At 29.2% G+C, this 26,713-nt stretch carries 26 protein-coding genes and 2 pseudogenes; 3 read left to right on the top strand and 25 right to left on the bottom strand.

Annotation, left to right across the window (positions count from 1 at the left end; all coding sequences use genetic code 11):
* The 5 genes and pseudogenes from HW275_RS11950 to HW275_RS11970 all read right to left on the bottom strand — a co-directional run bounded on the left by HW275_RS11950 (position 1) and on the right by HW275_RS11970 (position 4,682).
* Positions 1-614, bottom strand: a pseudogene (locus HW275_RS11950) (helix-turn-helix domain-containing protein).
* 3 nt (positions 615-617) lie between these two features.
* Positions 618-1,016 carry an IS200/IS605 family transposase gene (tnpA, locus tag HW275_RS11955; RefSeq protein ID WP_178936770.1) on the bottom strand — a complete coding sequence of 133 codons (399 nt, stop codon included), beginning with the start codon at positions 1,014-1,016 and terminating at the stop codon, positions 618-620.
* Between the two features lie 438 nt (positions 1,017-1,454).
* Positions 1,455-1,988 (bottom strand): phosphatase PAP2 family protein, encoded by a 534-nt coding sequence (locus HW275_RS11960; RefSeq protein ID WP_178936771.1) that lies wholly within the window; start codon positions 1,986-1,988, stop codon positions 1,455-1,457.
* Complete coding sequence (locus HW275_RS11965; protein ID WP_178936772.1) at positions 1,988-3,769, bottom strand: nucleotide sugar dehydrogenase; 1,782 nt, start codon at positions 3,767-3,769, stop codon at positions 1,988-1,990. The genes HW275_RS11960 and HW275_RS11965 overlap by 1 nt, the downstream gene beginning before the upstream one ends.
* Before the next feature lie 223 nt (positions 3,770-3,992).
* A complete protein-coding gene (locus HW275_RS11970; RefSeq protein WP_370464357.1) occupies positions 3,993-4,682 on the bottom strand; it encodes a phosphatase PAP2 family protein in 690 nt (229 codons plus the stop codon).
* 370 nt (positions 4,683-5,052) lie between these two features.
* On the opposite strand from HW275_RS11970, the gene HW275_RS11975 reads away from it, so the two are divergent.
* The 3 genes from HW275_RS11975 (at position 5,053) to HW275_RS11985 (ending at position 8,296) form a co-directional block, all read left to right on the top strand.
* A complete protein-coding gene (locus HW275_RS11975) occupies positions 5,053-5,700 on the top strand; it encodes a response regulator transcription factor (RefSeq protein WP_178936773.1) in 648 nt (215 codons plus the stop codon).
* Positions 5,697-7,013 (top strand): sensor histidine kinase KdpD, encoded by a 1,317-nt coding sequence (locus HW275_RS11980; RefSeq protein WP_178936774.1) that lies wholly within the window; start codon positions 5,697-5,699, stop codon positions 7,011-7,013. Before HW275_RS11975 ends, HW275_RS11980 begins: the two co-directional genes overlap by 4 nt.
* A 62-nt stretch (positions 7,014-7,075) precedes the next feature.
* The gene (locus HW275_RS11985) at positions 7,076-8,296 is read left to right on the top strand and encodes a transposase (RefSeq protein WP_178936835.1); all 1,221 of its coding nucleotides are present in this window, start codon (positions 7,076-7,078) and stop codon (positions 8,294-8,296) included.
* Between the two features lie 204 nt (positions 8,297-8,500).
* Here the strand turns inward: HW275_RS11985 and HW275_RS11990 are convergent, their stop codons facing one another.
* From HW275_RS11990 to HW275_RS12085, 20 genes and pseudogenes are all read right to left on the bottom strand, one after another.
* Positions 8,501-9,649 (bottom strand): S1C family serine protease, encoded by a 1,149-nt coding sequence (locus HW275_RS11990; RefSeq protein WP_178936775.1) that lies wholly within the window; start codon positions 9,647-9,649, stop codon positions 8,501-8,503.
* A gap of 250 nt (positions 9,650-9,899) precedes the next feature.
* Positions 9,900-10,166 carry a YggT family protein gene (locus HW275_RS11995; protein WP_026747874.1) on the bottom strand — a complete coding sequence of 89 codons (267 nt, stop codon included), beginning with the start codon at positions 10,164-10,166 and terminating at the stop codon, positions 9,900-9,902.
* Between the two features lie 55 nt (positions 10,167-10,221).
* Complete coding sequence (gene pgsA, locus HW275_RS12000; RefSeq protein WP_178936836.1) at positions 10,222-10,770, bottom strand: CDP-diacylglycerol--glycerol-3-phosphate 3-phosphatidyltransferase; 549 nt, start codon at positions 10,768-10,770, stop codon at positions 10,222-10,224.
* Positions 10,771-10,819: 49 nt separating this feature from the next.
* Complete coding sequence (gene pnp, locus HW275_RS12005) at positions 10,820-12,919, bottom strand: polyribonucleotide nucleotidyltransferase (RefSeq protein WP_178936776.1); 2,100 nt, start codon at positions 12,917-12,919, stop codon at positions 10,820-10,822.
* Positions 12,920-13,174: 255 nt separating this feature from the next.
* Positions 13,175-13,825 carry an NUDIX hydrolase N-terminal domain-containing protein gene (locus tag HW275_RS12010; RefSeq protein WP_178936777.1) on the bottom strand — a complete coding sequence of 217 codons (651 nt, stop codon included), beginning with the start codon at positions 13,823-13,825 and terminating at the stop codon, positions 13,175-13,177.
* A gap of 33 nt (positions 13,826-13,858) precedes the next feature.
* Positions 13,859-14,260 carry a hypothetical protein gene (locus tag HW275_RS12015; protein WP_178936778.1) on the bottom strand — a complete coding sequence of 134 codons (402 nt, stop codon included), beginning with the start codon at positions 14,258-14,260 and terminating at the stop codon, positions 13,859-13,861.
* A complete protein-coding gene (locus HW275_RS12020) occupies positions 14,248-14,721 on the bottom strand; it encodes a hypothetical protein (protein WP_255460113.1) in 474 nt (157 codons plus the stop codon). Before HW275_RS12020 ends, HW275_RS12015 begins: the two co-directional genes overlap by 13 nt.
* Positions 14,722-14,807: 86 nt before the next feature.
* Positions 14,808-15,989: a phosphopentomutase gene (locus HW275_RS12025; protein WP_178936780.1), complete on the bottom strand. Its 1,182-nt coding sequence runs from the start codon at positions 15,987-15,989 to the stop codon at positions 14,808-14,810.
* An 84-nt stretch (positions 15,990-16,073) separates the two neighbouring features.
* Complete coding sequence (locus HW275_RS12030; RefSeq protein ID WP_178936781.1) at positions 16,074-16,652, bottom strand: hypothetical protein; 579 nt, start codon at positions 16,650-16,652, stop codon at positions 16,074-16,076.
* A gap of 21 nt (positions 16,653-16,673) precedes the next feature.
* Positions 16,674-17,165 carry a DUF2262 domain-containing protein gene (locus HW275_RS12035; protein WP_178936782.1) on the bottom strand — a complete coding sequence of 164 codons (492 nt, stop codon included), beginning with the start codon at positions 17,163-17,165 and terminating at the stop codon, positions 16,674-16,676.
* A gap of 28 nt (positions 17,166-17,193) precedes the next feature.
* Entirely contained in the window at positions 17,194-17,652 is a 459-nt protein-coding gene (locus HW275_RS12040; RefSeq protein WP_178936783.1) for an immunity 51 family protein, read from the bottom strand.
* 111 nt (positions 17,653-17,763) lie between these two features.
* Positions 17,764-18,651 carry a hypothetical protein gene (locus HW275_RS12045; RefSeq protein WP_178936784.1) on the bottom strand — a complete coding sequence of 296 codons (888 nt, stop codon included), beginning with the start codon at positions 18,649-18,651 and terminating at the stop codon, positions 17,764-17,766.
* Between the two features lie 517 nt (positions 18,652-19,168).
* Positions 19,169-19,405 (bottom strand): annotated as a pseudogene (locus tag HW275_RS12050) (winged helix-turn-helix transcriptional regulator); the annotation flags it as partial.
* 109 nt (positions 19,406-19,514) lie between these two features.
* Entirely contained in the window at positions 19,515-20,612 is a 1,098-nt protein-coding gene (locus HW275_RS12055; RefSeq protein WP_178936785.1) for an RNA-guided endonuclease TnpB family protein, read from the bottom strand.
* Positions 20,613-21,121: 509 nt separating this feature from the next.
* Positions 21,122-21,847, bottom strand: a complete 726-nt coding sequence (locus HW275_RS12060) for an endonuclease/exonuclease/phosphatase family protein (RefSeq protein ID WP_178936786.1) — start codon at positions 21,845-21,847, stop codon at positions 21,122-21,124.
* A 183-nt stretch (positions 21,848-22,030) separates the two neighbouring features.
* Positions 22,031-22,873, bottom strand: coding sequence for an SH3 domain-containing protein (locus tag HW275_RS12065; RefSeq protein ID WP_178936787.1), 843 nt, complete (start codon positions 22,871-22,873; stop codon positions 22,031-22,033).
* A 263-nt stretch (positions 22,874-23,136) separates the two neighbouring features.
* Positions 23,137-23,802: a deoxyribose-phosphate aldolase gene (gene deoC / locus HW275_RS12070; protein ID WP_178936788.1), complete on the bottom strand. Its 666-nt coding sequence runs from the start codon at positions 23,800-23,802 to the stop codon at positions 23,137-23,139.
* A gap of 199 nt (positions 23,803-24,001) precedes the next feature.
* Positions 24,002-24,907 (bottom strand): CorA family divalent cation transporter, encoded by a 906-nt coding sequence (locus tag HW275_RS12075; protein WP_178936789.1) that lies wholly within the window; start codon positions 24,905-24,907, stop codon positions 24,002-24,004.
* A gap of 118 nt (positions 24,908-25,025) precedes the next feature.
* Positions 25,026-25,451 (bottom strand): hypothetical protein, encoded by a 426-nt coding sequence (locus HW275_RS12080; RefSeq protein ID WP_178936790.1) that lies wholly within the window; start codon positions 25,449-25,451, stop codon positions 25,026-25,028.
* Between the two features lie 116 nt (positions 25,452-25,567).
* Positions 25,568-26,392, bottom strand: a complete 825-nt coding sequence (locus HW275_RS12085; RefSeq protein ID WP_178936791.1) for an SDR family NAD(P)-dependent oxidoreductase — start codon at positions 26,390-26,392, stop codon at positions 25,568-25,570.
* Between the last annotated feature and the right edge of the window lie 321 nt (positions 26,393-26,713).

A 26,713-nucleotide genomic window follows, 5' to 3' on the forward strand; every position in this document is an offset into this window, starting at 1 on the left:
CTAATATTTCAACATCGCTTTTCCAACGTCTCTTATATTCAATGCCGCATTGTAATCTCTGTCAATTTCAATTCCACAGCACTCACATTTATAACTTCTTTCTGATAATTTCAGCTCCTCTTTAACGTTTCCACATTTACTACAAGTTTTCGATGACGGAAACCACTTATCTATCTTCAAAAATTGTTTCCCTGAAAACATTCTCTATGATATTTCAATTTGACTTTTTTCAATTTCGGCAAAACCAAATATTTGTTTTCTTCAATTCGTATCGAATTATTCACACAATTTGTTGTGTAACTTTTAACACTATTCTTTTTAGATTTGAACTTTGGAAACTTCGCTCTCTTCTGAAAAAAATTCATAAACGATCGTTTTACATTTAATTGAGCATTTGCAAGTGCCAAGCTGTCTACTTCTTTTAAAAATTGATTTTCACTTTTCAAATTAGCAGATGTAATTATTTTATTTTTTCCAATTTCTTCATAAATTTTATTAGCAGTATACAAAATCGTATTATAAACAAAACGAACACATCCAAAAGTCTTGTTTATCAATAATTCCTGCTCTTTATTTGGATAAATCCTGTATTTGAATGCTAAATTATATTTCATAAATTACACCTCCTTTTGATTTTGAATATATTTTTTAATTATCTCTAATGGTGCACCTCCGACACTTACAACTAAATAACTTCTACTCCAAAAATATTTTTTCCACAATCTTCTCCTTATTTCAGGAAATTCTTTTTTTATCAGTCTGCTAGAAGCACTTTTGTAAGTATTTACGAACTTAGAAAGTTCAGTATTAGGCATAGCATTAATCAACATATGAATATGATCAACATCATGTTCCCATTCTTTAAGAACAATGTTATACTTTGGACATATTTTTTCAAAAATCTCTTTCAATCTATTAGAAATTTCATCATTAATGACTTCTCTTCGATATTTTATACAAAAAATTATATGATAATTTATATCAAATACTGAATGATAATTACTATTATATGACATTATTATTACCTACTTTTGTATTATTTCACTGAATGAATTATATCATAAGTGTATCCTTTTTTCAATTTTTTTATAAAAAAAGACAATTCATCTCCTGCTTGTAGAAGCCGGAGACTTATTGCTATCTTCTGTTAAAAAATATTATTTAATAAAATTTCAAGAAAAAGATAAACAAAAAAAGACTATATATTAAATAGCCCTTCCATGTAAAACTTAATTAATCATTTTTTTTGTTGTATTTTTTACTGTTACCAATCATATTATCATTAACTTGAACAAAATATATTTTGCAAAAATAAAAATATTTTTTAAACTGAATATTTTATTTATTAATCTCACAAGTCGGAATCACTATCGAACAAAAATCATCATTATTTTGATAACTTGTACATTGAGAAATCAAAAGTAAAACAGATATTAATAAAATTATTATTTTTTTCATTGCTTTTCTCCTTTAAATTCAAAATTATTAATTAAACTATTTCCTAAAAATCCTGAAAATAATCCTATCCCAATTCCTGCCATTACATCAGTGGGAAAATGTACGCTTAGATACAATCTTGAAAGTGATATTAAAATAGCTAGAATTAATACGCCAGGAAAATATTTTTTAATATCTTTATAAAAAATATAAACCATTGTAAAAGCTGATGCTGTATGTGCCGATGGAAACGAAAAACTACTTGGTTCCGGGATTAATAAAACTATGTCTTTTAAATATTTAAAAGGTCTTGTTTTATGAAAGAAAGGTTTTAAACTAACATTAACTATCAGAAGAAATATAATAAGTGCTGCCGCCGCTTTTAAACCTGTTTTTCTTGTTTTTTTATTTATTAAAAGCCATATGGTTATTACTACCCAGATTGTATTTCCTAAATCTGTAAAAAAAATCATAATTTTGTCCAAAATCGGTTCATGGATGTGGTACAGTGCTTCAATTACTGATAAATCAAAATTTTGCAATATATTCATTAAATTTCACCACTTTCTTTTTTTTCAAACCATTCAAAAAATTTTTCTATTCCATCTTCAAAATCTGTTTTTGGACTGTAGCCAAGAAGTTTTTTGGCTTTGGAAATATCAGCGTATGTCATCGGCATATCTCCTTTTTGAAAGTCGCAAAATTCTAAATCGGCTTTGTAGCCTGAAATTTTTTCCATTATTTTTACCATTTCCATAAGAGTTATCACTCTGTTGTTTCCGAGATTGAAGATTTCGTAACATTCATTTTTTTTGTTTATAAATTTTATTGAAGCTATGATTCCTGCGATTATATCATCAATATAAGTATAGTCCCGTCCTGTCTTGCCATCTCCATAAATTGATATTTTTTCATTGTATTTCAATTTTTTTGCAAATTTATGAATGGCTAAATCTGGCCGCTGTCCTGCTCCATAAACTGTAAAAAATCTGAGCATTATGACTTTTATACCGTAATTTTTGTAATATAGATACGCCATTTCTTCGCAAGTTTTTTTAGTTAGAGCATAAGGCGATAAAGGTTTTTTTATGTCATCGCTTTCTGAAAAAGGAAGTTTTGGTGTATCTCCGTAAACTGAAGATGAAGAAGCACAGACAAAATTGTTAATTTTAAATTTTTTACATAATTCCAATAAATTTAAAGTTCCTTTTATATTTGTTTCTTCGTAATCCAACGGTTTTTCAAAAGATGGTCGCACTCCAGCTTTTAAAAATAATAATAAACTCACTTTTTTTATTATTTTTATTGCAGGGGATTCCCTTATATCGTCAGTTTCTGGCTTAAATGACAGTCCCAAGATTGAAATTGTCTTATCTTTTGTGTTTCCAAGTTTATTTTTTATCTTTTTTATCAAAATATCTTTCAAATCATCATTAAATTTCACAGCAGAATTTACAATACTCATCTCACAGTCATTATTTTTCCCAATATTTAGTATTGCAAGAGTGTCTTTTGGAAAACAGGAACCTCCAAAACCAAGTCCTGCATTCAAAAATTCATTTCCAATTCTGTGGTCAAATCCCATAATTTTTGAAACATCTTCAATATTCGCTCCTGTCTTTTCAGAAAGCATCGCCATTTCATTAATAAACGATATTTTTACAGACAAAAACGCATTTGAAGAATATTTCGACAATTCTGCCGTTTCAAGATTTGTAAAAATTATTGGAATTTGTTTTTTTAAAAAGTATTCATAAATTTTATAAATTTCTTTTTTTATTTTTTCTTTATTATCATTTTCATCAATTCCCACAACAATCCTATCAGGATTTAAAAAGTCATAAACAGCTTTTCCTTCCCGCAAAAATTCTGGATTTGAAATAACTGATATATTAAGATTATCCATATTTCTTTTTTTCAATTCATCTAAAATAATTTTTTTGATTTTTTTGTTTGTTCCCATAGGAACAGTTGATTTTGTAATAATAAGGCTATCTTTTGAAAGAAATTGAGCTAAATTTTTACTTGCAGCCGTAATATAATTCAAATTTGAACTTCCATCAGCCAAAGGTGGCGTTCCTACTGCAAGAAATATCACATCAGCATTTTTTATCCCAGAATTATAATCCAAAGTAAATTTAATTTTTCCGTTTTTCAATGACTTTTTTAAAGTTTCTTCCAATCCTGGCTCATAAATAGGCGATTTTCCCTGTTTTAACGTTTCAATTTTTACTTCATCATTATCAATACAGCCAACATCAAATCCTAAATTCGACATTACAACACCTTGAACTAAACCGATGTATCCTGTTCCGATTATCGTTACGTTCATAAAAGATCCTCCTATAATTTAATTTTTAATTTTATTTCCTAAAAAAGTTTACATTTTTATTTCTACTATAAAATAAATATAGCACGAAAATATATTTAAAAAATGAATTTAAACTGAATAAATATTGGGGATAAATTTAAAAAATAAATAAAAAAGAACTGTTCAAAAAATTTATTTTCTAAACAATTCTTTTTTTTTGAAAAGTTAGCAAAAAGTATTTTAATTAGGAAACACTCCTTTTAAAAATTCCAATATTGAGTTTTCTATAATATGGAACAAAACTTGGTTTTGCAATCCTTTTTTTATTTCCAAATATCTTTTTATGTACAAATTTTGCGAGAAAATATGAAAAAATAACACTTGCAACAACATCAGTAGTCCAATGTCGCACTAAATAGACACGGCTCATTCCTACTAAAATTCCTAAGATGAATAATGGTATTTTGATAGTTTTGTTTTTTATAACAAAAGATAAAATCCAAATTGTTCCCCAAATAGTAATTGTATGTCCTGATGGAAAAGACACATAATTTCCTTTCCAAAATGAACTATTTTTAATCAAAGTCATAATTCCATAAAATTTATCAGGATTTATAGTTATCGATGGCCTTGCTCTTGCGAATAATACTTTCATTACATTCACCGTAATTTGAGTGGAAAGTAAAGTAAAAATTATTGCTAAAATATATTTTTTCAAGTGCTGATATTTCTTTTTATTGAATAAAAAAAACGAGAACAGTACAATTATCAATAATAATTCAAAATACCCTTCTCCAAATTTAGTAATAAAATGGAAAAATTTTTTAATATTTTCTGAATGATAAAAAATACTAGAACTTGAAAGAAACGATAAATGTTTAAAAAAGAACCTGTCAATAAAAAAAATACTATTTTTTAGTTGCAATGGTATCACCTCATTTTTTTATTTTAGTTTAAAAAATTATTGAATTATCAAAAATTAAATATAAAATTATATCTTTCTATTTACTTAAAATTAAGGTATAATATTTTTGATAATTAATAATATCATAAAAAATAAATTTAAAAATGAATTTAATCTGAATAAATTTTTTATTAAACAAAAAAAAGGAACTTCTAAAAAGCTCCTATTTTAATAGTTGGAATTGTTAATAAAAAAATTTTTAGGTTATTTAAATTTATATCTTTTTATTTTTACAAAATTGAGATATAATATTTTTGATAATTAATAATACCACAAAAAATAAATTTAAAAATGAATTTAATCTGAATAAATTTTTAGGAAGGAAAAAGAGAAAATAAAAATGGGAAAAATACTGATTGTTGAAGATGATAAAAAAATATCACGTATTTTAAAATTACAGCTTGAACACAAAAATCATGAAATAACGATAATCGAAAATGGAATTGACGCATTAAATGAAATTGACAGAAAAAGGGACTTTTATGATTTGATGCTTTTGGATTTGGGACTTCCTTCGATGGAAGGGAATGATGTCTGCAAAAATGTTAGAAAAATATCGAAAGTCCCTATAATTGTTGTTTCTGCGAAAAATAATACGGAAGAAAAAGTTGAATTATTAAAATCAGGAGCGAGCGATTATGTTACAAAACCTTTTGATTTTTTGGAGCTTGATGCAAGAATTGATATAAATATTAGAAAGGAGAAAGTGTCTCAGATTATCTACAAAACTTTAAAATTAAATACAGAAAATTATTCTGTCTATTTGGAGGATAGACCTATCTTATTGACAAAGACGGAATTTGAATTAGTTAAGCTACTGATTGAACATAAAGAGGAAATTGTTTCACGGGATAAAATCGTTGAAAAAATATGGGGTTGGGATGCAAGCGACAATCTTCTTGACAGCACAATAAAAAAAATTAGGCAAAAATTGGGAAAAGAAAAAATTAAGACTGTGAGAGGAATTGGGTATATTTTAAAAATATGAAAAAAATAAGATTAAAAAAGATAAAAGACAAAATAATTTTTGCAAATACGGTAAGTCTAGTTTTTATCTCGTTTATAATTATCTTGGGAATGACCATATTTTTAATTCATAAAGCTGTTGAAGCTGAAACTAAAGAAATGGATAAACTTGTCTTATCTGCCATTGAAAAATTAAATAATGTTCCGATTGATAAATTGAAACAGACTTACAAAAACTACGATTATGCCGATAAACAATACATTTCTCTTGCGGTTGAAAAAAATGGGGATTTCATTTATTTGACAGATGACGAAAATCGTTCGGATTTTAAGAAAATTGAAGTGAATAAACTTGAAACAAAATGGGACAGATTTGTCTACAAAAGAATTTACACTGTGAATAATACAAAATATTATGCAATAAGAAATTTTAAATTTATGGAAGCACATGAAATCTTGTATGTTATGCTTGTAATGTTTGTTTTAATCACAATTTCGATTATTATAATTTCAAAAATTGTAGCAGAGTATGTATTAAATCCGTTGTCAAATATAATTTTTCAAAGTAAGGAAATAAATAATCATAATATTGACGCACAATTGACCAAAACAAGGGATGATGAAATTGGAGAATTAATTGATGTTTTAAATGAAACTTTTAAGAAAAAAGAGGAGATTATAGAAAGTCAAAAAACATTTTCTTCCGATGTGTCACATGAATTAAAGACGCCTCTTGCTATAATGAAAGGTTATTTAGATATATTAGAATGGGGGAAAAATGACAAAGATTTATTAAATGAAGCCATTGAAAATTTGAATCTTGAGGTAAAAAATATTGAAAGAATAATAAATACATTATTTTTAAGTTCGAATCTTGAAAAGATAACAATAAAAAAAGAAATTATCAATGTAAATTCTCTTTTTGAAAAAATAAAAAAAGATTACGAGCTTTTAAATATTGAAAGAAAAATTATAGTAAAAGTGGACGAGAAAATAAATATTTTTGCTGATAAAAACCTAATTTCAGAAGTTTTACGTGGATTAATAGACAATAGTATAAAATATTCTATTGGAAATATTGAATTAATTGCCAAAGAAGATGAAATGGTTGAAATTATCGTAAGAAATTATGGAGAAGGGATTCCTGAGGAAGAGAAGAAAAAACTGTTTAACCGTAATTTTCAAGGCAAAAATGCTAAAAAAGGAGTAGGACTTGGACTTTCAATTATAAAAGACATAATTTTGTTAAATGATGGGGAAATTTATCTGGAAAATAGAAAAGATGGAGTTGATGTAAGAATGTTGTTTAAAAAAATGGATTATGAAAATGAATAAATAAGGAAAAAACTCAAAAAAGCCGAATAGAAATTCGGCTGATTTTTTTGTATAATATATTCATGACATACATTATACAAGATAAACTGAAATATATTTTCAGTAACAACAATATTTTACTAAATTCCTTAAAATTTTGCAAGAAAAATAATATCGGCAATAGTTACCTTGAATATATTAAGCTTTCTATTGATAAATTCCTTGCCTGCAGGGATATTTCAAAAGGTTTTGTCAAGTTCAAATGTCCTCACTGTCCTGTTACACACCTGTTCCCTATTACTTGCAAGTCTAAGCTCTGTCCTTCTTGCGGTTACAGGTATTCTATGACATGGACTGAAAAGATTCAAAAACATATTCTCAATATTGAACACCGCCATGTCCTTTTTACTATCCCTCAAGAATGTAGAAAGTTCTTCTTTTATGACAGATCCCTTCTGTCAAAACTTTCTGCCGCTGTTAACCAGGTATTCAAGTTCATCTTTCACAATATCAGCAGGAAAAGAAAAAGAAAAAACAAAATTTCTGAACATTCCAAATATTACTTTACTGATTCCGATATTGTACATTACGGTCTCATTTCTGTCATTCATACTTTTGGCAGAGACCTGAAATGGAACCCTCATATTCATGCCATTGTTTCATTAGGAGGATTCAATAAAAATCTTAAGTTCAAGAAAATGAGATACTTCAACGTTGACACTATTGCCGGGCAATGGAAATACCACGTCCTTAAAATTATTGAAAACGGCAGCTATCCCAACAGGAAGATTGAGAAAGCCGCTAAAAATACTGCTACGAAGCTTTACAAGGAAAACAAAAGGTTTTTCTTTAACGTTGGCAATGGTGATATTAACAGCACAAAAGGTATTATCAAATATCTTGGACGATACCTTGCACGTTCTCCCATTGCTGAATACAAGATTACTGACATTACTGACAAGGAGGTTACTTTCTTTTTTAATGACCTGGCTAATGATAAAAAGAAAACTTACATTACTATGTCTTCTGAGAAATTTATTTCCCATATTTTAATTCATCTGCCCCCTAAGAACTTTAAGATGGTAAACCGCTACGGATTTTATTCAAGGCATATTTCTGAAAGGCTTAAAAAGACAATTGATGCTTTCAGGAAAAACATTGTCGTGTCAAGATATTCATTTTATCAAAGGCAGATGTACAAGACTTTCGGGATGAATCCTTTTTACTGTCCAGTATGCAAGGTTAAAATGATTGTATGGGAATTTTATCATTACAGATATCCGCCTCTCAAAAAATACTATTAATATTTTATTAATCCAACTAGGTTGGATATTTTGTCGTAGACATTTATATATTTATTTAACAAAAGAAGAGAAAAAGAGGCTGACGCCTCTTTTAAAATTATCAAATATATCAGTAAATGCCTAAAAAATATGAATTTAATTTCCTTATAAATAAAAAAGGCTATCTCAAAAAATATTTCGAGAAAGCCTATTTTTTTATAACTTCTAATAATTATATCTTCTTTGTTGACTTCTTTGCTGCTGATAATTAAATGATTCCAATTTCATGGAAATATTCTTTTCCTTTCCGTTTGATGCAACTTTCAAATTAACTGTTTCTCCAATTTTCTTAGCTGCAAGTTCTCCAATAAATGATCCAGCCGATGTTACAGGTTTTCCATTAATTTCAAGAATTATGTCATTTGCTTTTAGCCCATATTTCGCTGCTGGTGAATTTGGATAAACTTGCTGTACTAGAATACCTGTTGAATACGAAATTCTTCTTTCTCTTTTAATTTCCTGTGTCAAATCAAGTACAGAAATTCCAATATATGGACGTTCATACTTACCATTTTTTATTATAGAATCTCTTACATTTTCAGCCAAGTTTGACGGAATTGCAAAACTTAATCCGACACTTCCTCCGTTTGTGGAGTAAATCGCCGTATTTACACCGATAACGTCCCCGTTAATATTAAGAAGCGGTCCGCCACTATTTCCTTGGTTAATAGAAGCATCTGTCTGAATAAAGTTTTCAACTTGTTCAATTCCTAGCGAACTTCTTCCAGAAGCCCCGATTACTCCCACTGTCATCGAACTGTTTAGCCCTAACGGATTTCCAAATGCAATTGCCCAGTGTCCAATTTTTATATTGTCTGAATCAGCAAATTTCAACGGTTTAAAGGTTCTGTTTGCATTTACTTTTAAAATGGCAATATCCACTTCTGGTGATGTCCCGACTAATTTTGCCAAATATTCATGTCCGTCGGATAATTTTACATAAATTTCATCAGCCCCGTCAATAACGTGATTATTTGTCATCATATATCCGTCACTTGAAATTATGAATCCAGAACCCAAACTTCCAGATTCACGTCTTTGCTGTCTTCTTCCAGATGTTCCAAATAAAAACGCTTCAAGCGGATTATATGTTTCCACCACAATTGTTTTTTTAGTTCTTATGTTTACAACTGAATCCTTCGCCTTCTCGTAAACTGCCGAAAATGCATTTTGTGCACTGTACATATCCCCTGTTATATTCGTATTTTGAACAATTTGCTTGTTATGCAAAATATCTGTATCTTTGGAAACTGCCGCTGTTGCTGTAAGGGCAGCCGCCATAAATGATGTAGTTAAAACTCTTTTTAATTTCATAATTTTAAATTCTCCTCTTTCATAAAATTTCCTATTGTCTAATTTAAGTAATTTAATGTTAATTATTTTACTCCTCTTATCTTAGAAAAGGTGATATTCTTATTGTTTTTAATCTTAGTTCCTGCAAGTTTTATTAATAAAAGTTTCTTTATTTATATTTTTTATTCCTTTAACGAAATTGCGCTTAATATTCGTTTTGGCTAATCTAAAAAGCTGTACTAATAAACTTTGACAACTTTAAATAACCGTATTAAAATGTTCCTAATGAAAAAGCTCTTAAAAATATTTCCTTTATAACATCCAATACAATTAATCCTATAATTCCAGACATATCTAAATTCATATTTCCTATCGGAATTACGATTTTAAACAGTTTCAGGTAAGGTTCTGTAAATTTTCTTACCCATTGGAAAAGTGCCATTTGATTATACGGATCAATCCATGTTCCTAAAATATTTAATAAAATAAGAATAGTGTATAAATTAAACATTTTTAATATTACTTCAATAATATCCAAAATTGTACCTCCAAAAAATTTAACCTTGAAAAGCAATTCCAAGGTTTGATTTTTATTATTTGTTTAAAATATTTTTACATTTTAAAACATATTCAATTCCTGAAACTATAGTCAGTATTAGCGGAATTAGCAGTAGTATGTTGTTTATTGTAAAGCTGAAAGGTATTAGAATTATTAAAGTAAGTGCAACCATTTGAGTTGCAGTTTTCCATTTTCCAAGACTTTCAGCAGCTATTATTACACCTTCAGCAGCTACAATTGAACGAAGTCCAGTTATAAGCAGTTCCCTAAAAATTATTATTATTACGAACCAAAGGCTTATCTGATTAAATTTTGCAAGTGTTACCAGAGCCGAAATAACAAGAATTTTATCGGCTAATGGATCCAGCAGTTTTCCTAAATTCGTAATTAAATTGTATTTTCTTGCAATTTTTCCATCATAATAGTCTGTAATGGCAGCTCCCACAAAAATAATAGTCGCAAATATTCTCATTATTACAGCAATCGCTGTATTTTCAGAAAATTCCAGAGCCAAACTTAAAAAAATTACAAACGGAACAACTAGAATTATTCTTAATGTTGCCAATTTATTAGGTAAATTCATTTTCATTCTTCCCACACTCCTTGAATATATAGTAAAATCCTGAATTTAATTATAACAATGTCTTCATGCTTAAGTTAAATTTATCTTCACTTTCCATCGAGATTACTTTAACTCTTACATTTTGCCCTTCTTTTAAGGCATCTTCTGTTTTTTCCACTCTCTTGTTGCTTATTTCAGAAATATGTAAAAGCCCTTCTTTCCCTGGCAGCACTTCTACAAATGCACCAAATTTCATCAATTTTGTAACTTTTCCTTCATAAACCTCGTTCAATTCAACAGATTGCGTCTGTCTTTTTACAAGTTCCAATGCTTTTTTCATATTTTCCAAATCTTTTCCAAAAATCGAAACAGTTCCGTCATCTTCGATATCTATTGAAACTCCAGTTTCATCAATAATCGCTCTGATAACTTTTCCACCTGGCCCAATAAGTCCAGCAATTTTATCAGGGTTGATTTTAAGAATCTCAATTTTTGGTGCATTTTCAGAAACTTCCGCTCTTGGCTCACTAATTACAGCTTCCATTTTATCAATAATGAACAATCTTCCTTCCAATGCCTGTCTTAAAGCAATTTCCATTATTTCCCTTGTAATTCCCTCAATTTTTATATCCATCTGAATCGCAGTAATTCCATCCTTTGTCCCTGCAACTTTAAAGTCCATATCTCCTAAATGATCTTCAAGTCCCTGAATATCAGTAAGAACAGTAAATGTATCCCCTTCTTTTATAAGTCCCATTGCAATTCCTGCAACTGTTGACTTTATAGGCACTCCAGCCGCCATTAATGCAAGTGATCCTCCACAAATTGTAGCTTGGGATGAAGATCCGTTTGATTCTGTGATTTCAGAAACAAGTCTTACTGTATACGGGAATTTGTCCTGCTCCGGCATAACATATTTTAACGCTCTTTCAGCCAAGTTTCCGTGTCCCAGTTCACGACGTCCTGGTGCACGCATAAATCCAGCTTCTCCAACTGAATATGGCGGGAAATTATAATGCAGGAAGAATTTTTTACGTGTTTCATCTTCCATTCCATCAATAATTTGCTCATCTTCCTTACTTCCAAGTGTTGCAACAACCAATGCCTGAGTTTCCCCACGTGTGAATAATGCAGAACCGTGTGGCACTGGAAGTATGTCTATTTCCACATCAATTGGACGGATTTCAGTAGTTTGACGTCCATCAGCACGGTATTGCTTGTACAAAATGGCATTTCTGACAAGTCTTTTTTCCACATCCCTATAATATTTCTTAAAGTCTTTTTCAGCGTTTTCGTCAATTTCCCTTTCTTCATTTTCAAGTTTTTCAATGTATCTTTCAAAAAGTTCTATTTCCAAATTGTCAATTGCCTCATATTTTTCCAGTTTGCCTGGCGTCATAATCGCATTTTCAACTTCACTTTCAAAGCCATCAATAAATTCCTTGATTTCAGGCTCTACTTCCTTTTTCTCAAATTCATATTTCTGTACATCAAACTGTGCCAGAAACTTATCCTGTTCTGCACAAATTTCCTTAATTCTCTCATGCCCAAACATAATCGCTTCCAGCATTACTTCCTCAGAAACTTCCTTAGCTCCAGCCTCTACCATTGTTACGGCATCTTTTGTACCTGCAACTGATAATTGAATTTCACTTTCTAACAGCTGCTCCCCTGTAGGATTCAAGATGTATTCCCCGTTAATGTATCCAACTGTAACTCCAGCCACAGTTCCCGCAAACGGAATATCCGATAATCCCAAAGCGGCGGAAACACCAATTGTAGCAAGATTTTCAGGAAAATTCACTTCATCATAGGAAAGCACTGTAATTACAATATGAACAGAATTTAAAAACCCTTCTGGAAATAATGGCCTGATTGGCCTGTCAATCAATCTTGAAATCAGGACTTCATCAGTTCCCGGTTTGGTTTCCCTTTTTATAAATCCGCCTGGAAATTTTCCTGATGCATAAAATTTTTCAATATAATCAACAGTCAACGGGAAAAAATCCTGCCCTTCCTTGACCTCCTTACTTCTAGTCGCCGTAACAAGCAGCATTGTCCCCCCACATTGAACAACAACTGAACCTCCAGCCTGACGTGCAATTTTTCCTGTACTTATTTTAATTTTCTGGTTTCCTAAATTAAAACCATAAATTTTCTCTTCAAACATTTTTCCTCCTAAAATTTCTTTATTTTTTAAGAAGGGAGCAAATAATAGTAAAATCTTTCATCCATTTTTGATAAAAAACTTTACAATTACTTACTCAAAAAACCTTCTTAAAATTTTTATAATTATACCATTTTTTCGTGATTTTTACAAATCTAAAAATTAAAGAAAATTAAAAATTTTTAAAAATGGACTACTCTTAATAAAAATTAAAAGATATAGTCCACAGCTCTAGTATCTATTTTTTATATTTTTTATTTAATCAAAAATTACTTTCCAATTATCCCTGTTCTCATTCGCCTTAAAACACATCTGTATCTGTTCAACTGTAGTTTTATTAGTTGCAAGTTTCGGCAATTCATCAATTCCAAAGTATCTGCTGTCAACCGTTTCTATATTTTTCTCAAATTTTCCACTGATATATTTACATAATACAAAAATTTTTGTTATACCATACGGTATTTCCTTTTCCTGATTTTTCGTTACATCCAGCAATGCTATAATCATTTCGGCACTGGCTTCAATCCCAGCTTCCTCCTTAACTTCCTTCAATACATTTGCCCGAACAGAAAGGAATACATCTGCCCAGCCACCTGGCAATGCCCATTTTCCATTACTCTCCTGTATAAGTAAAATCTTATTATTCTCAAAGATTGCAGCTCTCGTATCAATTTTAGGCGTCTGATATCCCACTTCATTGCAAAACAGATTTTTTACTTTTTCTATCGAAATATCAGTCTTATGAGACACCATCTCGGCTGAAATCTCTCTAATTCTCTCAAACCGCTCAATATCGAACTTATCCTTGCCATAAGCCAGTCCCGCCTGAGCCAGACTTTGCAGTTCAATCGCCCAGTTCAGCCACTTTTCTTCTTCCTGCTTCCTATCTTTTTTCTCTCCATCTTTCATCAATCATCATCCTCTGCTAAAATTTCTTGCTGCCTACTCTTCAACATCCACTTTTATTACTTCCCTCATAAACATCAAATACAAAAACAAAACTAAAAATATAATACTGGAACTTGTTCTCAAAAGTGAAGGTTTCGGAAAAACAAAATTATTTATTATTAATTGCAGTATTACCATCATTATTGGTAAACTGACATCTATCCTTACAAAAACCTTTGCCTCTTTTCCCGCCACCTTAATTTTCTTCACAACCTTTTTAAGTCCAGTCCTAAATATTGTAACTTCATGCTCCCCTTTTGAAATTTGAATCTCCAAATATTTTTTTCTAAATTCTATCGGATTTCCACCATCTATTTTTACTCTGTAACCAGTTGTTCCGTTTTTATCGGCATTTTTTTCTTTTATGTTCAGGTTGTTTATTATTAATTTTGGCATTTATTTACCCTTTCTTTTAAATTTATCGCATAATCAACTGCAAGCCATGTTTGAACTTCATTTTCTACATTTATATTTTCTAGAAAAGAAACTCCAAAACTAAAAATTTGATGTCTTATTTTTTCAAAAATTGCAATTTCAATCCCATTTTTCAAATACTCAACATCAAAATCATTATTATTTCCATCAAATTTCATCATAGACAACCCAGAAGTTACTCCTATTGTCAATCTTCCTTCATTAATTTCAAAAGAGATCGCTTCCAATCCCTCTCCAGTTTCAACAAAACTTTCGTATTCACAATTTGTTTCTAAAATACATTTTAAGAAATGTTTTCTTATTTTATTAGCTTTTTCCTTTTTAAATTCATACTTCAATGAATATGTTTCAGTTTTCAAAAAAGATTTAGAATTTTGAATTTTAGAAAAATTAAACTCAACTTCTTTTTTATCCAAAAACATTCGTATATTTCCAAAAGGTGTTTTCAACATAATTTTCTCGTTTCATCTAATTTTTAACCTCAATTAACCCATATTTATCTATTTTTTTAATCTTCCAAAATTTCTTTTGCAAAACTTCCTTCTTTTTTAGTTCCCAATAAAATTTCCTCAACAGTTGCCGCAATATCAGCAAAAGTTTTTCTTGTTCCAATATTTACGTTCTTCTTAACATTTTTACCATAAATCATTATTGGTATGTATTCTCTTGTGTGATCTGTCCCTTTATAAGTAGGATCATTTCCATGATCAGCAGTAATAATCAGAATTTCATCATCTTTCAAGTTTTTCTCAATTTCAGGTAGCCAGTTATCAAATTCAATTAGAGCCTTTACATACCCTTCAACATTTCTTCTATGTCCGTAAACAGCATCAAAATCAACTAAGTTAGTAAAAATCAGTCCTTTTGTATCTTCCTTCAATGCAGCTATTGTTTTCTTAATTCCATCCAAATTATCCTGATTAGCTTTTCTGTTATCTGTAATTCCTTTTCCATTGAACAGATCGCTTGTCTTACCAATCCCCACTACATCGAGTCCAGCTTTTTCCAATCTTTCAAGCATACTTTCCTTTGGCGGATCAATCGAAAAGTCGTGTCTGTTCGCAGTTCTTTTAAATTCTCCAACTTTTTTACCAACATAAGGTCTTGCAATTACCCTTGCAACTGGTGATTTTTCATTACAAATTTCAAGTGCAATTTCACATGCTTTGTAAAGTTCTTCCAATGGTATAGTTTCTTCATTTGCAGCAATTTGGAACACAGGATCTGCTGAACCATAAACTATCCAGTTTCCTGTCTTTATTTGTTCTTCGCCATATTGATCAATTGCCACAGTCCCTGAAATTGGCTTATTTAACATAGCTTTTCTTCCAGTTTTTTCTTCAAATTCCTTTATAACTTCATCTGAAAATCCATTTTTATAATTTGGAAATGGACGTTCAAGAGGTACGCCAGCAATCTCCCAATGTCCAGTCGTAGAATCTTTCCCGATGGAAACTTCCACAGCTCTTCCATAAGCCCCTTCAGCTTTGTCCACAGCTGGTGTCCCTTCAATTTCAGTAATATTTCCAAGCCCCAATTTCCCCATATTAGGTAAGCTCATTCCTCCATAAGCTTTCGCCATATTTCCTAAAGTATTTGACCCGCAGTCGTCGAATAAATTTGCATCAGGCAATTCTCCTGCTCCAACACTGTCCAGTACAATTAATGTAATTCTTTCAATTTTTTTCATTTCTATCTCTCCCTTTCTTTTTTATTTAATATATTATACCTTTTATATTTTTTAAAAGCAAATAAATTACCTGTTTTTGGTCTTTCATTCATCAGAGCCGTAAACAATCATTAATAAATATTCTTTGTACCGTATTATTCCTGCTGAAAAAACATTGTATGCATAAAATTCACTTAAAATAGCTTCATATTTCTTTATCGCTACATAAAAATTTACAGGCTTACCAAACCAATGTGTTATTTGATTGAAAAAACATCTTACATTCCAGTATTGTTGCTTTTTATCTGCTTTATTTTCTAAGTTTTCAATTATTTTCTCAACAGTAAATTCTGTTTGCAATTTAATAAATTCAGAAATTCTATCGTAACCAGCTTTTGTTTCATTTTGTTTTATCAATTTTTCATATTTTCTATTTTTTTTGAAAACAATATTCAATTTTTCCAATTTTTTTCTAGTATTATCATCTTTTTTCTCAGATGAACTACTTTCATAATATTGCAATAATTTTTTCTTTATTATTTCATTCAAATCATTATTTTTATCATTGTCAATAAAAAATGTATCAATATATATTGCCGTATATTCAGGACAAACCTTCATCCCATCATTCCAGCACATTGAAACACCTTCAATAAACCCTTCAATGTAATCCCTATTCTTCATTGTGATAATTCCTTTTCAAAATTATGATTTTTTATAAATAGTTGTCAAATCATCAAAAACAACTTTCTCATAAATCTCAGCATCAGTTATAAACACATATCCATCAAAAAGTACTTCATCGTAAGCCCACACACTAAATTGACTACTAGAATATGGCATTATTTCATCAATTGTTAAATTTTGGAAGAAAAAGTTTTCTGTAATAATTCCATTTCTAGCATTTTCTACATCGTATTTAGTTAGACTATTTTCCAACTTTTGAATAACGTTCTCCAATGGAACAGACAATTTATTTTCTCTTAAACGGTTATTTGCTATACCTAAATATTTTTTTACAATGCTATTTTTTATTTTGACATCCCATTCTTTTACATTATCAAGAATAAGAGACATCTGTTTTTCCAGTTCCTTATCATAAATTTCAGCTTCTTCCATTGATACATACACTTTTTTCCCAAGCCAATCAACTTCAAAATCCTCAATTTCTCCATTATCATTTATATTAAATACCATTTTTAGTTTTCCTAACTTCAATTTTCATCTAAAATGAATCCCAGAAAATGTCATCTCCATTTTCTTCAATATACTTATAAATTTTATCTTCATTTTCAATCAAATCCTCAACTATTTCAGCCACTTTCCGAATTTTTTCCCAGTTTTTCTTAGTATTTCCAAAATAGCGTCCAACATATCCGCCAGCTTCAGGATCAGAATCATAATCTTCATAAAGTTCTGGATAATTATTCTCCAAATAACTTTCAATTAAAGCTGCCCATCCATAGCCATTTAAATAGGCTTCTTCATTAATTTCAGATACTTTTTCAAAAATTTCATCAAATTTTTTATCATTATTCATTAGACAAAAGGCTACTTGATCGTTAATATCATTCTTTATTTCCTGTATTTCTTCTTCTGAAAGCTCCATTCCACTTTTTTTCAAACTTTCAATATATTCCTCAAACCCTTTTTCATCTTGCTCATCAATTGCTACATATTTCATAAATTTCTCCTTCTTTTCTTCATTTTATTTTTAACCAATCTCCAAAATCGCCATGAATGATAAATAATCCAATAATTTCGTTCATTCCTGTAAATCATTATTTTTATAATTTTAATTATCATATTTTTTATAATTTTTAGGCATAACATTATTTTGAAAATAATAAAAATTAAATTTTACTCTATTAAAATTTGTATTTTCATAATTAATTATTACTTTTCTATCTGTTTCAAAAAAATCATCCATAATATAAATTTCTTTTTTCTTTTCAGAAATCGATACACTGTAATTACTATATCTTTTCATAATATAATCTTTTCTAAAAAATCTTATTACAGTTATTACCAGTAATGATATTATTATTGTAAACAATTTAATCATTAAATTTAAATATCCCCATGCAATTCCAACTGAAAAAATTATCATTAAACTAAATACTGCAAAACACATCATATAGTACTTTTCAAAAATTGAATATTTCACATATAATTTTTCTCCATTCACTTTTTCACGAATTTCTTTTTTTGGATAACCTATTTTCTCCAACAAATATTCCAAAATTTCATCTTTATTTTTTATGTCACAAAAAATATAACTTTTTTTATGATTACTTTCTATTGAAACATCAATTATTAAATTACAGAAATACTTATAAATATTTATTGAGCTGTCAAAGTTTAAAAGAATATCATACGAACCTAATATATTTTTTCTCACTGTCAAAGTTTTTATATCATCATATGCAATAGTTTTCTCAAAAAATAGACCTTTTATTCTCACTTCATAATCAGAAAAATCAAATTTCATCTTATTTTTAACAATCATTACCAAAAGAAATCTGTATACAAAATAACTTATTCCAATAACCAAAAAAATTATTCCAACTTTTTCTTTTTTATTAAATAAAATATCAATTCCTCCTAATAAATCTCCTAAAAACAGTATTAGAAAAAATATATCCCACATATTAATTTCAAATTTTGAATATCTTATTTTCATTCAATTTATCTCCATATTTTATTATTTCTTCCTATACTTTCTCCCTTTCTTCTCTCCAAACGCCTCCAAAATCTCACCTTTCACAAGTTTATTCAAAAATCTTCTCGCCGTAGAATCCGAAACATTCAAAATTTTTTGAGCCTCACTATTGTCAATATAATTACACTTCCAGTATTTTCAGCCTTTGTAACTCTTTATCAGTCATTTTATCAGTCAAAATATCAGTCATTTTTTAATCATTTTTTTCTTTTTTTACAATATTTCTAATTTCTGCTATTATATACAACGGTAAATTTAATAACCATTCTTCTTTTTTATAATCATTCATTGATATTCTTGCTGGTATTTCGAGATTATATTTTTCTTCCATCAACAAAAATTACAACGATACTTTATCATTTTTAAATTTATTAAAAGCCATACACATACCTTTATTTCATTAAATAGTAGCTTTAACGACTCTATTATGATAGAAAATATTTCTTACTTGCAAATTTTGTTTCCGCATAACTTATTTTTAAACCTTATTTATAGTATTATTATCGAGCAATTCCAAGTATTCATTTCCCCAATCGCATAAAGTTTTTAATACAGGCTCAATAGAACTACCTATGTCAGTTAGAGAATATTCAACTTTTGGAGGAATTTCAGGATAAATAGTTCTTTTTATTATTTTTTTATCTTCAAGTTCTCTCAATTGCTCTGTCAAAGTTTTTGTAGTAATATTTCCCAGATTCCTTTGCAATTCAGTGAACTACTCCCGCTTTTAAAAGCGGGAACTTCTTGGGAAGTATCTGCTTTTGCTAGCCAAATATATTTACCAAGCTCTTCGGGTAGTTCCTACCCTGTCTTCTTTTATTTTCTTAATATTCCAACATTGCTTTTCCAATGTTTTTTATATTCAATGCCGCATTGTAATCTCTATCAATTTCAATTCCACAGCACTCACATTTATAACTTCTTTCTGATAATTTCAATTTCTCTTTAACGTTTCCGCATTTACTACAAGTCTTCGACGATGGAAACCACTTATCTATCTTCAAAAATTGTTTCCCTAAAAACATCAGTTTATACTCAAGCATTCTCAAAAACATTCCCCATCCATTATCTCCTACACTTTTCCCAAAATTTAATGCCTGACTCATCCCCTTCATATTCAAATCCTCAACAACCACAGCATTATACGCTTCAGACAATTTTTTTGATAATTTATGTAAAAAATCTCTTCGACAATTTTTGATATACTCATGCAATTTTGATATTTTCGATTTTTGATTATGCCAATTTTTAGAAAATTTCACTTTTCTTGACAATGATTTTTGTAATTTCTTTAATTTTTCTTCCAACATCCTAAAATATTTTGGATAATCAGCTCTTTGGTTTTCAGAACTGACAAATAATTCAGACATTGAAAAATCAAGTCCAATCACTTTATCATTACTTGGATTTTTTTGGATTTCTTTTTCAAATTCCGTCAAAATAGAAACATAGTAATTTCCATTACTGTTTGTTAGTGTTACCGACTTTATTCTATAATTCTTTGGTATTTCTCTATGATATTTCAATTTTACTCTTTTCAATTTTGGCAAAACCAAATATTTGTTTTCCTCTATTCGTATCGAATTGTTCACACAATTTGTCGTATAACTTTTAACATTATTCTTTTTAGATTTGAACCTTGGAAACTTTGCTCTCTTCTGGAAAAAATTCGTAAACGAGCGTTTTACATTTAATTGAGCATTTGAAAGTGCCAAACTATCTACTTCTTTCAAAAATTGATTTTCACTTTTCAAACTGGCAGGTGTAATTATTTTATTTTTTCCAGTTTCTTCATAAATTTTATTCGCAGTGTACAAAATTGTATTGTAAACAAAACGAACACATCCAAAAGTCTTGTTTATCAATAATTCTTGATCTTTATTTGGATAAATTCTGTATTTGAATGCTAAATTATATTTCATAAAATTACACCTCCTTTTGATTTTGAGTATTATTTTTAATTATTTCTTTAGAAATTTATCATTAAGATTTCTCTTCAATATTTTATACAAAAATTGTATCATAGACGTATCCTTTTTTCAATTTTTTTACAAAAAAAGCAATTCATCTCCCACTTATAGAAATCGGAGACTTCTTGCTGTCTTTTTGTTAAAATAAATATATTTTTTTATTCTTTTTTAGCAGTGGTATTCTCACCATACCCCTATTAATCTTCGAAATTTTTCTGCACTGATCAAAAACTCACTCCTGATTTAAAATAAAAAGTTTTTTAAAATTTAAGATTAAGTTATGTCTGAAAACTCAAAATCTATGTTATTTTTAATATTTTTTGATTTTAGAAATTGTACAAAGTACGATAAAATCAATATTTATTATTTTTGAATTTAGAAAAATTTGTTAAAAATTCATCATTTTGAGAGTTTTAAGACATGTCTTAATTCAAGAAATTTCAAAATCATTTCCAATAAATTTATTCCACCTCAACAACCGCCATATACGGCAAATGATCCGACAATTTCGTCCAATCCCTCGAATCATCATTAATATAAAAACTCTTTTTTACTTTGTAATCCGTCCCCTTTTTGACCATTACATAATCAATTCTAGCTGTTTCAAGCTCCCTATTTTCAAAATTTTTCTTATTTTCCAAATCTTTACCCTCAAAATAGCTGTCATTCCAATCTTTCCTAATTTTCGCATAATATTCTGTCGTTGGCAAAAGATTAAAATCTCCACACAAAAACTTCACATCGCCCTTAAATTCCTCAATTGCAGCAAACAAATCAGCCAATTCCTCAGTTTTATTGTCCAAACTGTTATCAAGATGTGTATTTACAACCAAGATTTTCTTTTTAAATTTTTGGGTATTCAATCTTGCTGCCAAAATCTGTCTTTTTTCCTTACTGCTTCCAGGCAATTGATGAATATAAATATTTTTCACATCATATTTTGAAATAAAAGCAATTCCATATTCTCCACTATCAAAATCCATCGCCTTTTGAAAATAATAATAATTATATCCTAATTCTTGTGCCATTTCTTGAGCTACATCCCTAAATTTGCTTCTTCTTGTATTCCTGTCAACTTCCTGAAGTCCAATAAAGTCAGGCTTGTATTTTTTCACGCTCCGAGCAAGTTCCTTTCCATTAGTAAGCCTTGCTCCATAAATATTGTAAGTCATTATTCTAAATTCCATTTTTTATTTCCTATCCTTTTTATTTTATCTGTATAAGCAACTAGTTTCCTGTTGATTAAAACCATTTCAATTCATCTTTAGTCAAATATTCATAACTTCGATTTTTATCTTTTCCATCTCCATTTGGAAACACTTCAAATGTATTATAATCTGCACCTTCTAAAATTTTTTTACAAAAACACTTTAATCAACATATTTTTTCAACTGGCTCTTATGAATAAATCCCCTATATTCTTTAACTTTCCACTCTTTCTCGGTATCAGAAGGATAATCAGCAAAGTAAACATAATACCAATCGCCATATTTTGTGATATATTTTATAACTGCTTCATTGTTTAATTTCAAAACAATTTTTGAATCTGTAGTCGGCTTTTCACGTATATTTGCGTATCCGTCCTTTGAACTTATTTCATATTTTTTCAAGTCATCCACTTCATCTAAATGCGGTTCATCAAAATCATCTGAGTCATCCAATTTTTTTTTCACTTTAAGTTTTGTAATTTTTGATTTTGTACCATCAATTTTTTTTATTTCAATAAGTCTAGCATAAGCTGTCGTAAAATCACATTCTGTGTATGGTGTTACTTTTTTTATTTTAACTCTTACTGGAGATTGCAGTTCTCCTTTTTGAATTTTTTTCATTTTTTCAAATTCTTCTAGAAAAGTTTTTTTTAATATTTCAACTTTAGCCTTCTCCATGTCAGAAAATTCCTTTTCGGCATTTCTACTTTCATCCCAGTTATGATAATCAAAATCCCTAGGCTTCAAAACTATCGCTTTCCCATTCATAATGTCCTTGTTATCAGGATAAAACAGCATTTCCCCATATTCTATTGCAGAACATGGTACATCTGGATCACTTTTATCCCAATTAATTTTAAATGTTCCCTTCAAATTCAAAATTACTCCATCATCAGTCAAAATAATCTCATCAGATTTTTTACTTTGCCCAAAAGAGAACATAGAGATTAACAGAAGAAAGCAACAAAAGAAAACATTTATAAATTTAAAATTTTTAAGTTTCATAATACACTCACTTCTCCTTTACATTTTACTGACAACTGTTTGTGAAAGTTTACATACCCATTAATATACTATTTTCAATTTTAAACTTCTTTTCTTTCTGATAAAAATTCTTAATTTTTTGTTGCATAAATATTTGTTATTCAATTTTTTACTTTAACAAGGGGTATTAACCCCTTGCTTCATGATACTTCTTTTATTAAATTCTAAAAACATATAGTTTTTGAAAAAGTCTATTATTATGTTCTTCTTTAATTGACTAAAATTTAATAGCCAGTTTTTTCGCTTTCCAACCCTTTTACAATAGCGATTCCTGAACTTGTCCCTAGCCTTGTTGCTCCTAATTCAATATATTTTTTCGCAGTTTCAAGATCCTTTACTCCACCACTTGCTTTTACTTGTGCCTTATCACCGACAGTTTTTTTCATAAGTTCTACATCTTCGAATGTAGCTCCTCCAGTTCCAAAACCTGTCGAAGTTTTTACAAAATCAGCATTTGCATTAACTGAGAGTTCACATGCTTTTACTTTTTCCTCATCAGTCAAATAGCAAGTTTCAATTATTACCTTTAAAACATTGTTTCCAATCGCCTCTTTTATTTTTCTAATTTCGTTTTCCACTAAATCATAATCCTTGTCCTTCAATGCCCCAACATTAATAACCATATCAATTTCAGAAGCACCGTCTTCAATCGCCTTTTTCGCTTCAAACACCTTCACATCAGTCGCCATCGCTCCTAAAGGAAATCCAACTACTGCTGCAACTTTCACATCGCTGTCCTTAACTTGACTAAACGCATATCCAACATTCGCCCCATTTACACAAACTGAATAAAAACCGTATTCTTTTGCTTCATCGCATAGTTTCTTTACATCTTCCTTCGTAGCCATTGCTTTCAAAATTGTATGGTCAATAAATTTGTTTATTTTCATCATTACCATTCCTTTCCTTAATTTATTATTTTTATTCTACTATAAGTATACCGACTTTTTTCCCTTTTAGCAACTTTATTTTAAACAAAAAAAATACCTCCAAACCTTTCAATTTTCAGTGTCCAGTTTTTTGGTATCTTAAGTAAAACAAAGTAAATTTCAAGTTTTATTAACTTTAACAGCACGAAAAAACCTAATTCTATAAAAATTTATCTTTCAAATATTTCCATAAAAGTACCATCAGCACTACCATTATTACAAAAATTATTCCCAAAGCAAAAAATCCTGTGTCTTGAAGGGGTAATTTCACATTCATTCCATAAAATCCAAAAATCATATTCGGAACTGTAATCAATATTGTTGCTGCTGCTAAAAGCTTCATTGTAATATTCATATTATTGCCAATGTACGAAGAATATGTTTCTCGTGTCGTCTTACAAATTTCACAGTATGAAGACGATAAATCAAGTGTAAAGTTTATTTCTTGTAAAATTCTCGTCATATATTCTTCATATTGCTCAAATTGCTCATCTTCCTTCAAATTTTCAACGACATAATCCAAGTTTCTCATAGCAATATTGTAAACATAAAAACCTTGTTCCACTTCTGAAAGCGAAATTAATTTTTCATTACTTTGCTGCTCTCTCAAAACTGTTTCAATCTTGTCGTGTTCCCCAATCAAAATTCGCACATATTTATACAAACTTTGAGAAATTTTATGAAGCATATTCAGAAAAAAACGATTTTCCTCAAGAATGTCATCTCTCAATTCAGCATATTCTTCAACAAAATCGTAAAAATTTTCATAATAATCATCATCCAAAATGACAACCTTGTCTTCTTTCATACAAATTACAATTGGATTAATCTCGTAAGATGTAACCTCTTTATCTCTCATGGGTTTCTTCACAGTCGGATAATACAATTTATAAATTTCCCAATCTGATTTTGAAATTCTTGGAGTAAAAATTTCCTCATCAATGACATTTTTTATCTTTTCCTCATCCATCTCCAATCTTTCAGACACAATTCTATAATCTTCATCTTTCAAATTATATACATACGAAATTGTTTTCCCACTTTTCGTGTTTATTCTTTTTATCACAGCAACCCTCCTTGATCATTCTTAAAATTTTTACTTTAATGAATAAATTATATCAAAAAATGGGATCTATTTCAATTTTTCAAAATATTTTTCTTAATTTCTAAATAACTCTCTTCCCCTATAAATTCTCAAGCCAATTAATAAATTCTAAAAATACCTCTATCTCTGTTATTTGTTGCAAATATCTCAAATCAATGTATTTCCCTGATTTTTTGTGACAAAAAAATTCAATATCCCAAAATTCTGTTTTAATAAATCCTAATTTTGAATCATATTTAAAATATGAAAATTTATCAAGGTTTTCTCTGAAATATTTTAATTTCGCATAACACAATTGATACTTTCTAAAAATAACTTCTAATATTGTATTTTTCAAAATAAAATTATGTGAAAAATAGACTCTCTCAGGAACATTATTTTTAGTCGTCATCCATTGTCTTTTATCGTTTATTTTTAATTTATATTTGTTTATATAATTTATTTTATCTTCTGACAACTCATTTTTTAATTTTTCTTCTAATATTATTAATTTTTTATCATCCAATTTTTACTTTTCCTTTTTATATTTTTAATTTTCATAATATTTTTTCAATTTAAAAATAGCACAATTCATCCCAGATTTTTAATTACGAGGTTCCTTGTGCTATTTTATAAAGTTTCCTATCTTCCAACGGTAGTTCCGCCATCAATTGACAAACATTCATTTGTGATTTCCTTTGCAAAATCAGAAGCTAAAAAGGCAGTTGCATATGCTATATCTTCCCCTTTTTGAGCCCGCCCCAAAGGTATCATCGCTTCTACAGATTTTTTCCACAATTCCTCACGAACTTTGGGCGACACTTCGTCTTTATTGTTGGGATTCCAGTTATGTGCCATTCCGTCCAATATCTCTTCCCACATTGATGTACGGATAATTCCTGGTAAAATACCATTTACACGAACATTATACGGTGCTCCCAGTTTTGCTCCGCTTTGAACCAGTGAAGTGACTCCTGCTTTTGAAGCGCTGTAAATTTGCAGCATATCCATACCTTCTCTACCAGCAATCGACGATACCAGTATTATGTTTCCAGATTTCTGTTTTATCATAGTTTCCAAAGAATGTTTTAAAACTAACGCTGAACCCACGACATTAATATTCAACACTCGTTGCATTTCTTTTGCATCTGTGTAAAACAAATCTTCAATGGAAATAACTCCTGCTGCGTTTACTACCACATCTAATTTCCCATTTCCCAGTGTTTTTGCGTTTTCTACCATTTTTTGAACTTCCTCTTCATTTGAAACATCACATTTTGTAAAATCTGCCTTTACTCCAAAATTCTTAAGCTCACTGACTGTCTTTTCAGCTTCCTCTGAATTAAAATCCCCAATGTGCACATTCGCTCCACAAGATGCAAAAAGTAGCGCCATATCTTTTCCCAAACCTTTTGCAGCCCCTGTTACCAAAACTGTTTTTCCTGTGAAATCAATAGTCATTCCCATTTTTATCTACCTCCATCTTTTTTTATTATTATCCAATACTTGTTTATCCTTTTTTCATCGCCACCTTCATTAATCTTGTCAGCCATTTTTCCATCTAAAAATTCACAAGCAATATTTTTATAACAATCTTCACTTCATCAAAGATTCTATGTTAATCTTTCTTTCTCTATTATTTTACCACATAATTTTTTTTAATCAATATTTTCAAAAATATTTTGAATATCAAAGTTATTTATTTCTATTTAATTTAAAATATTTCTTGAAAATATGCCGTAAAATATGTTATCATTTTAAATGTACAGTTTTTTAAAAAAAGAAAAA

It is taken from the genome of Leptotrichia sp. oral taxon 223, assembly GCF_013394795.1.
Lineage (GTDB): Bacteria > Fusobacteriota > Fusobacteriia > Fusobacteriales > Leptotrichiaceae > Leptotrichia.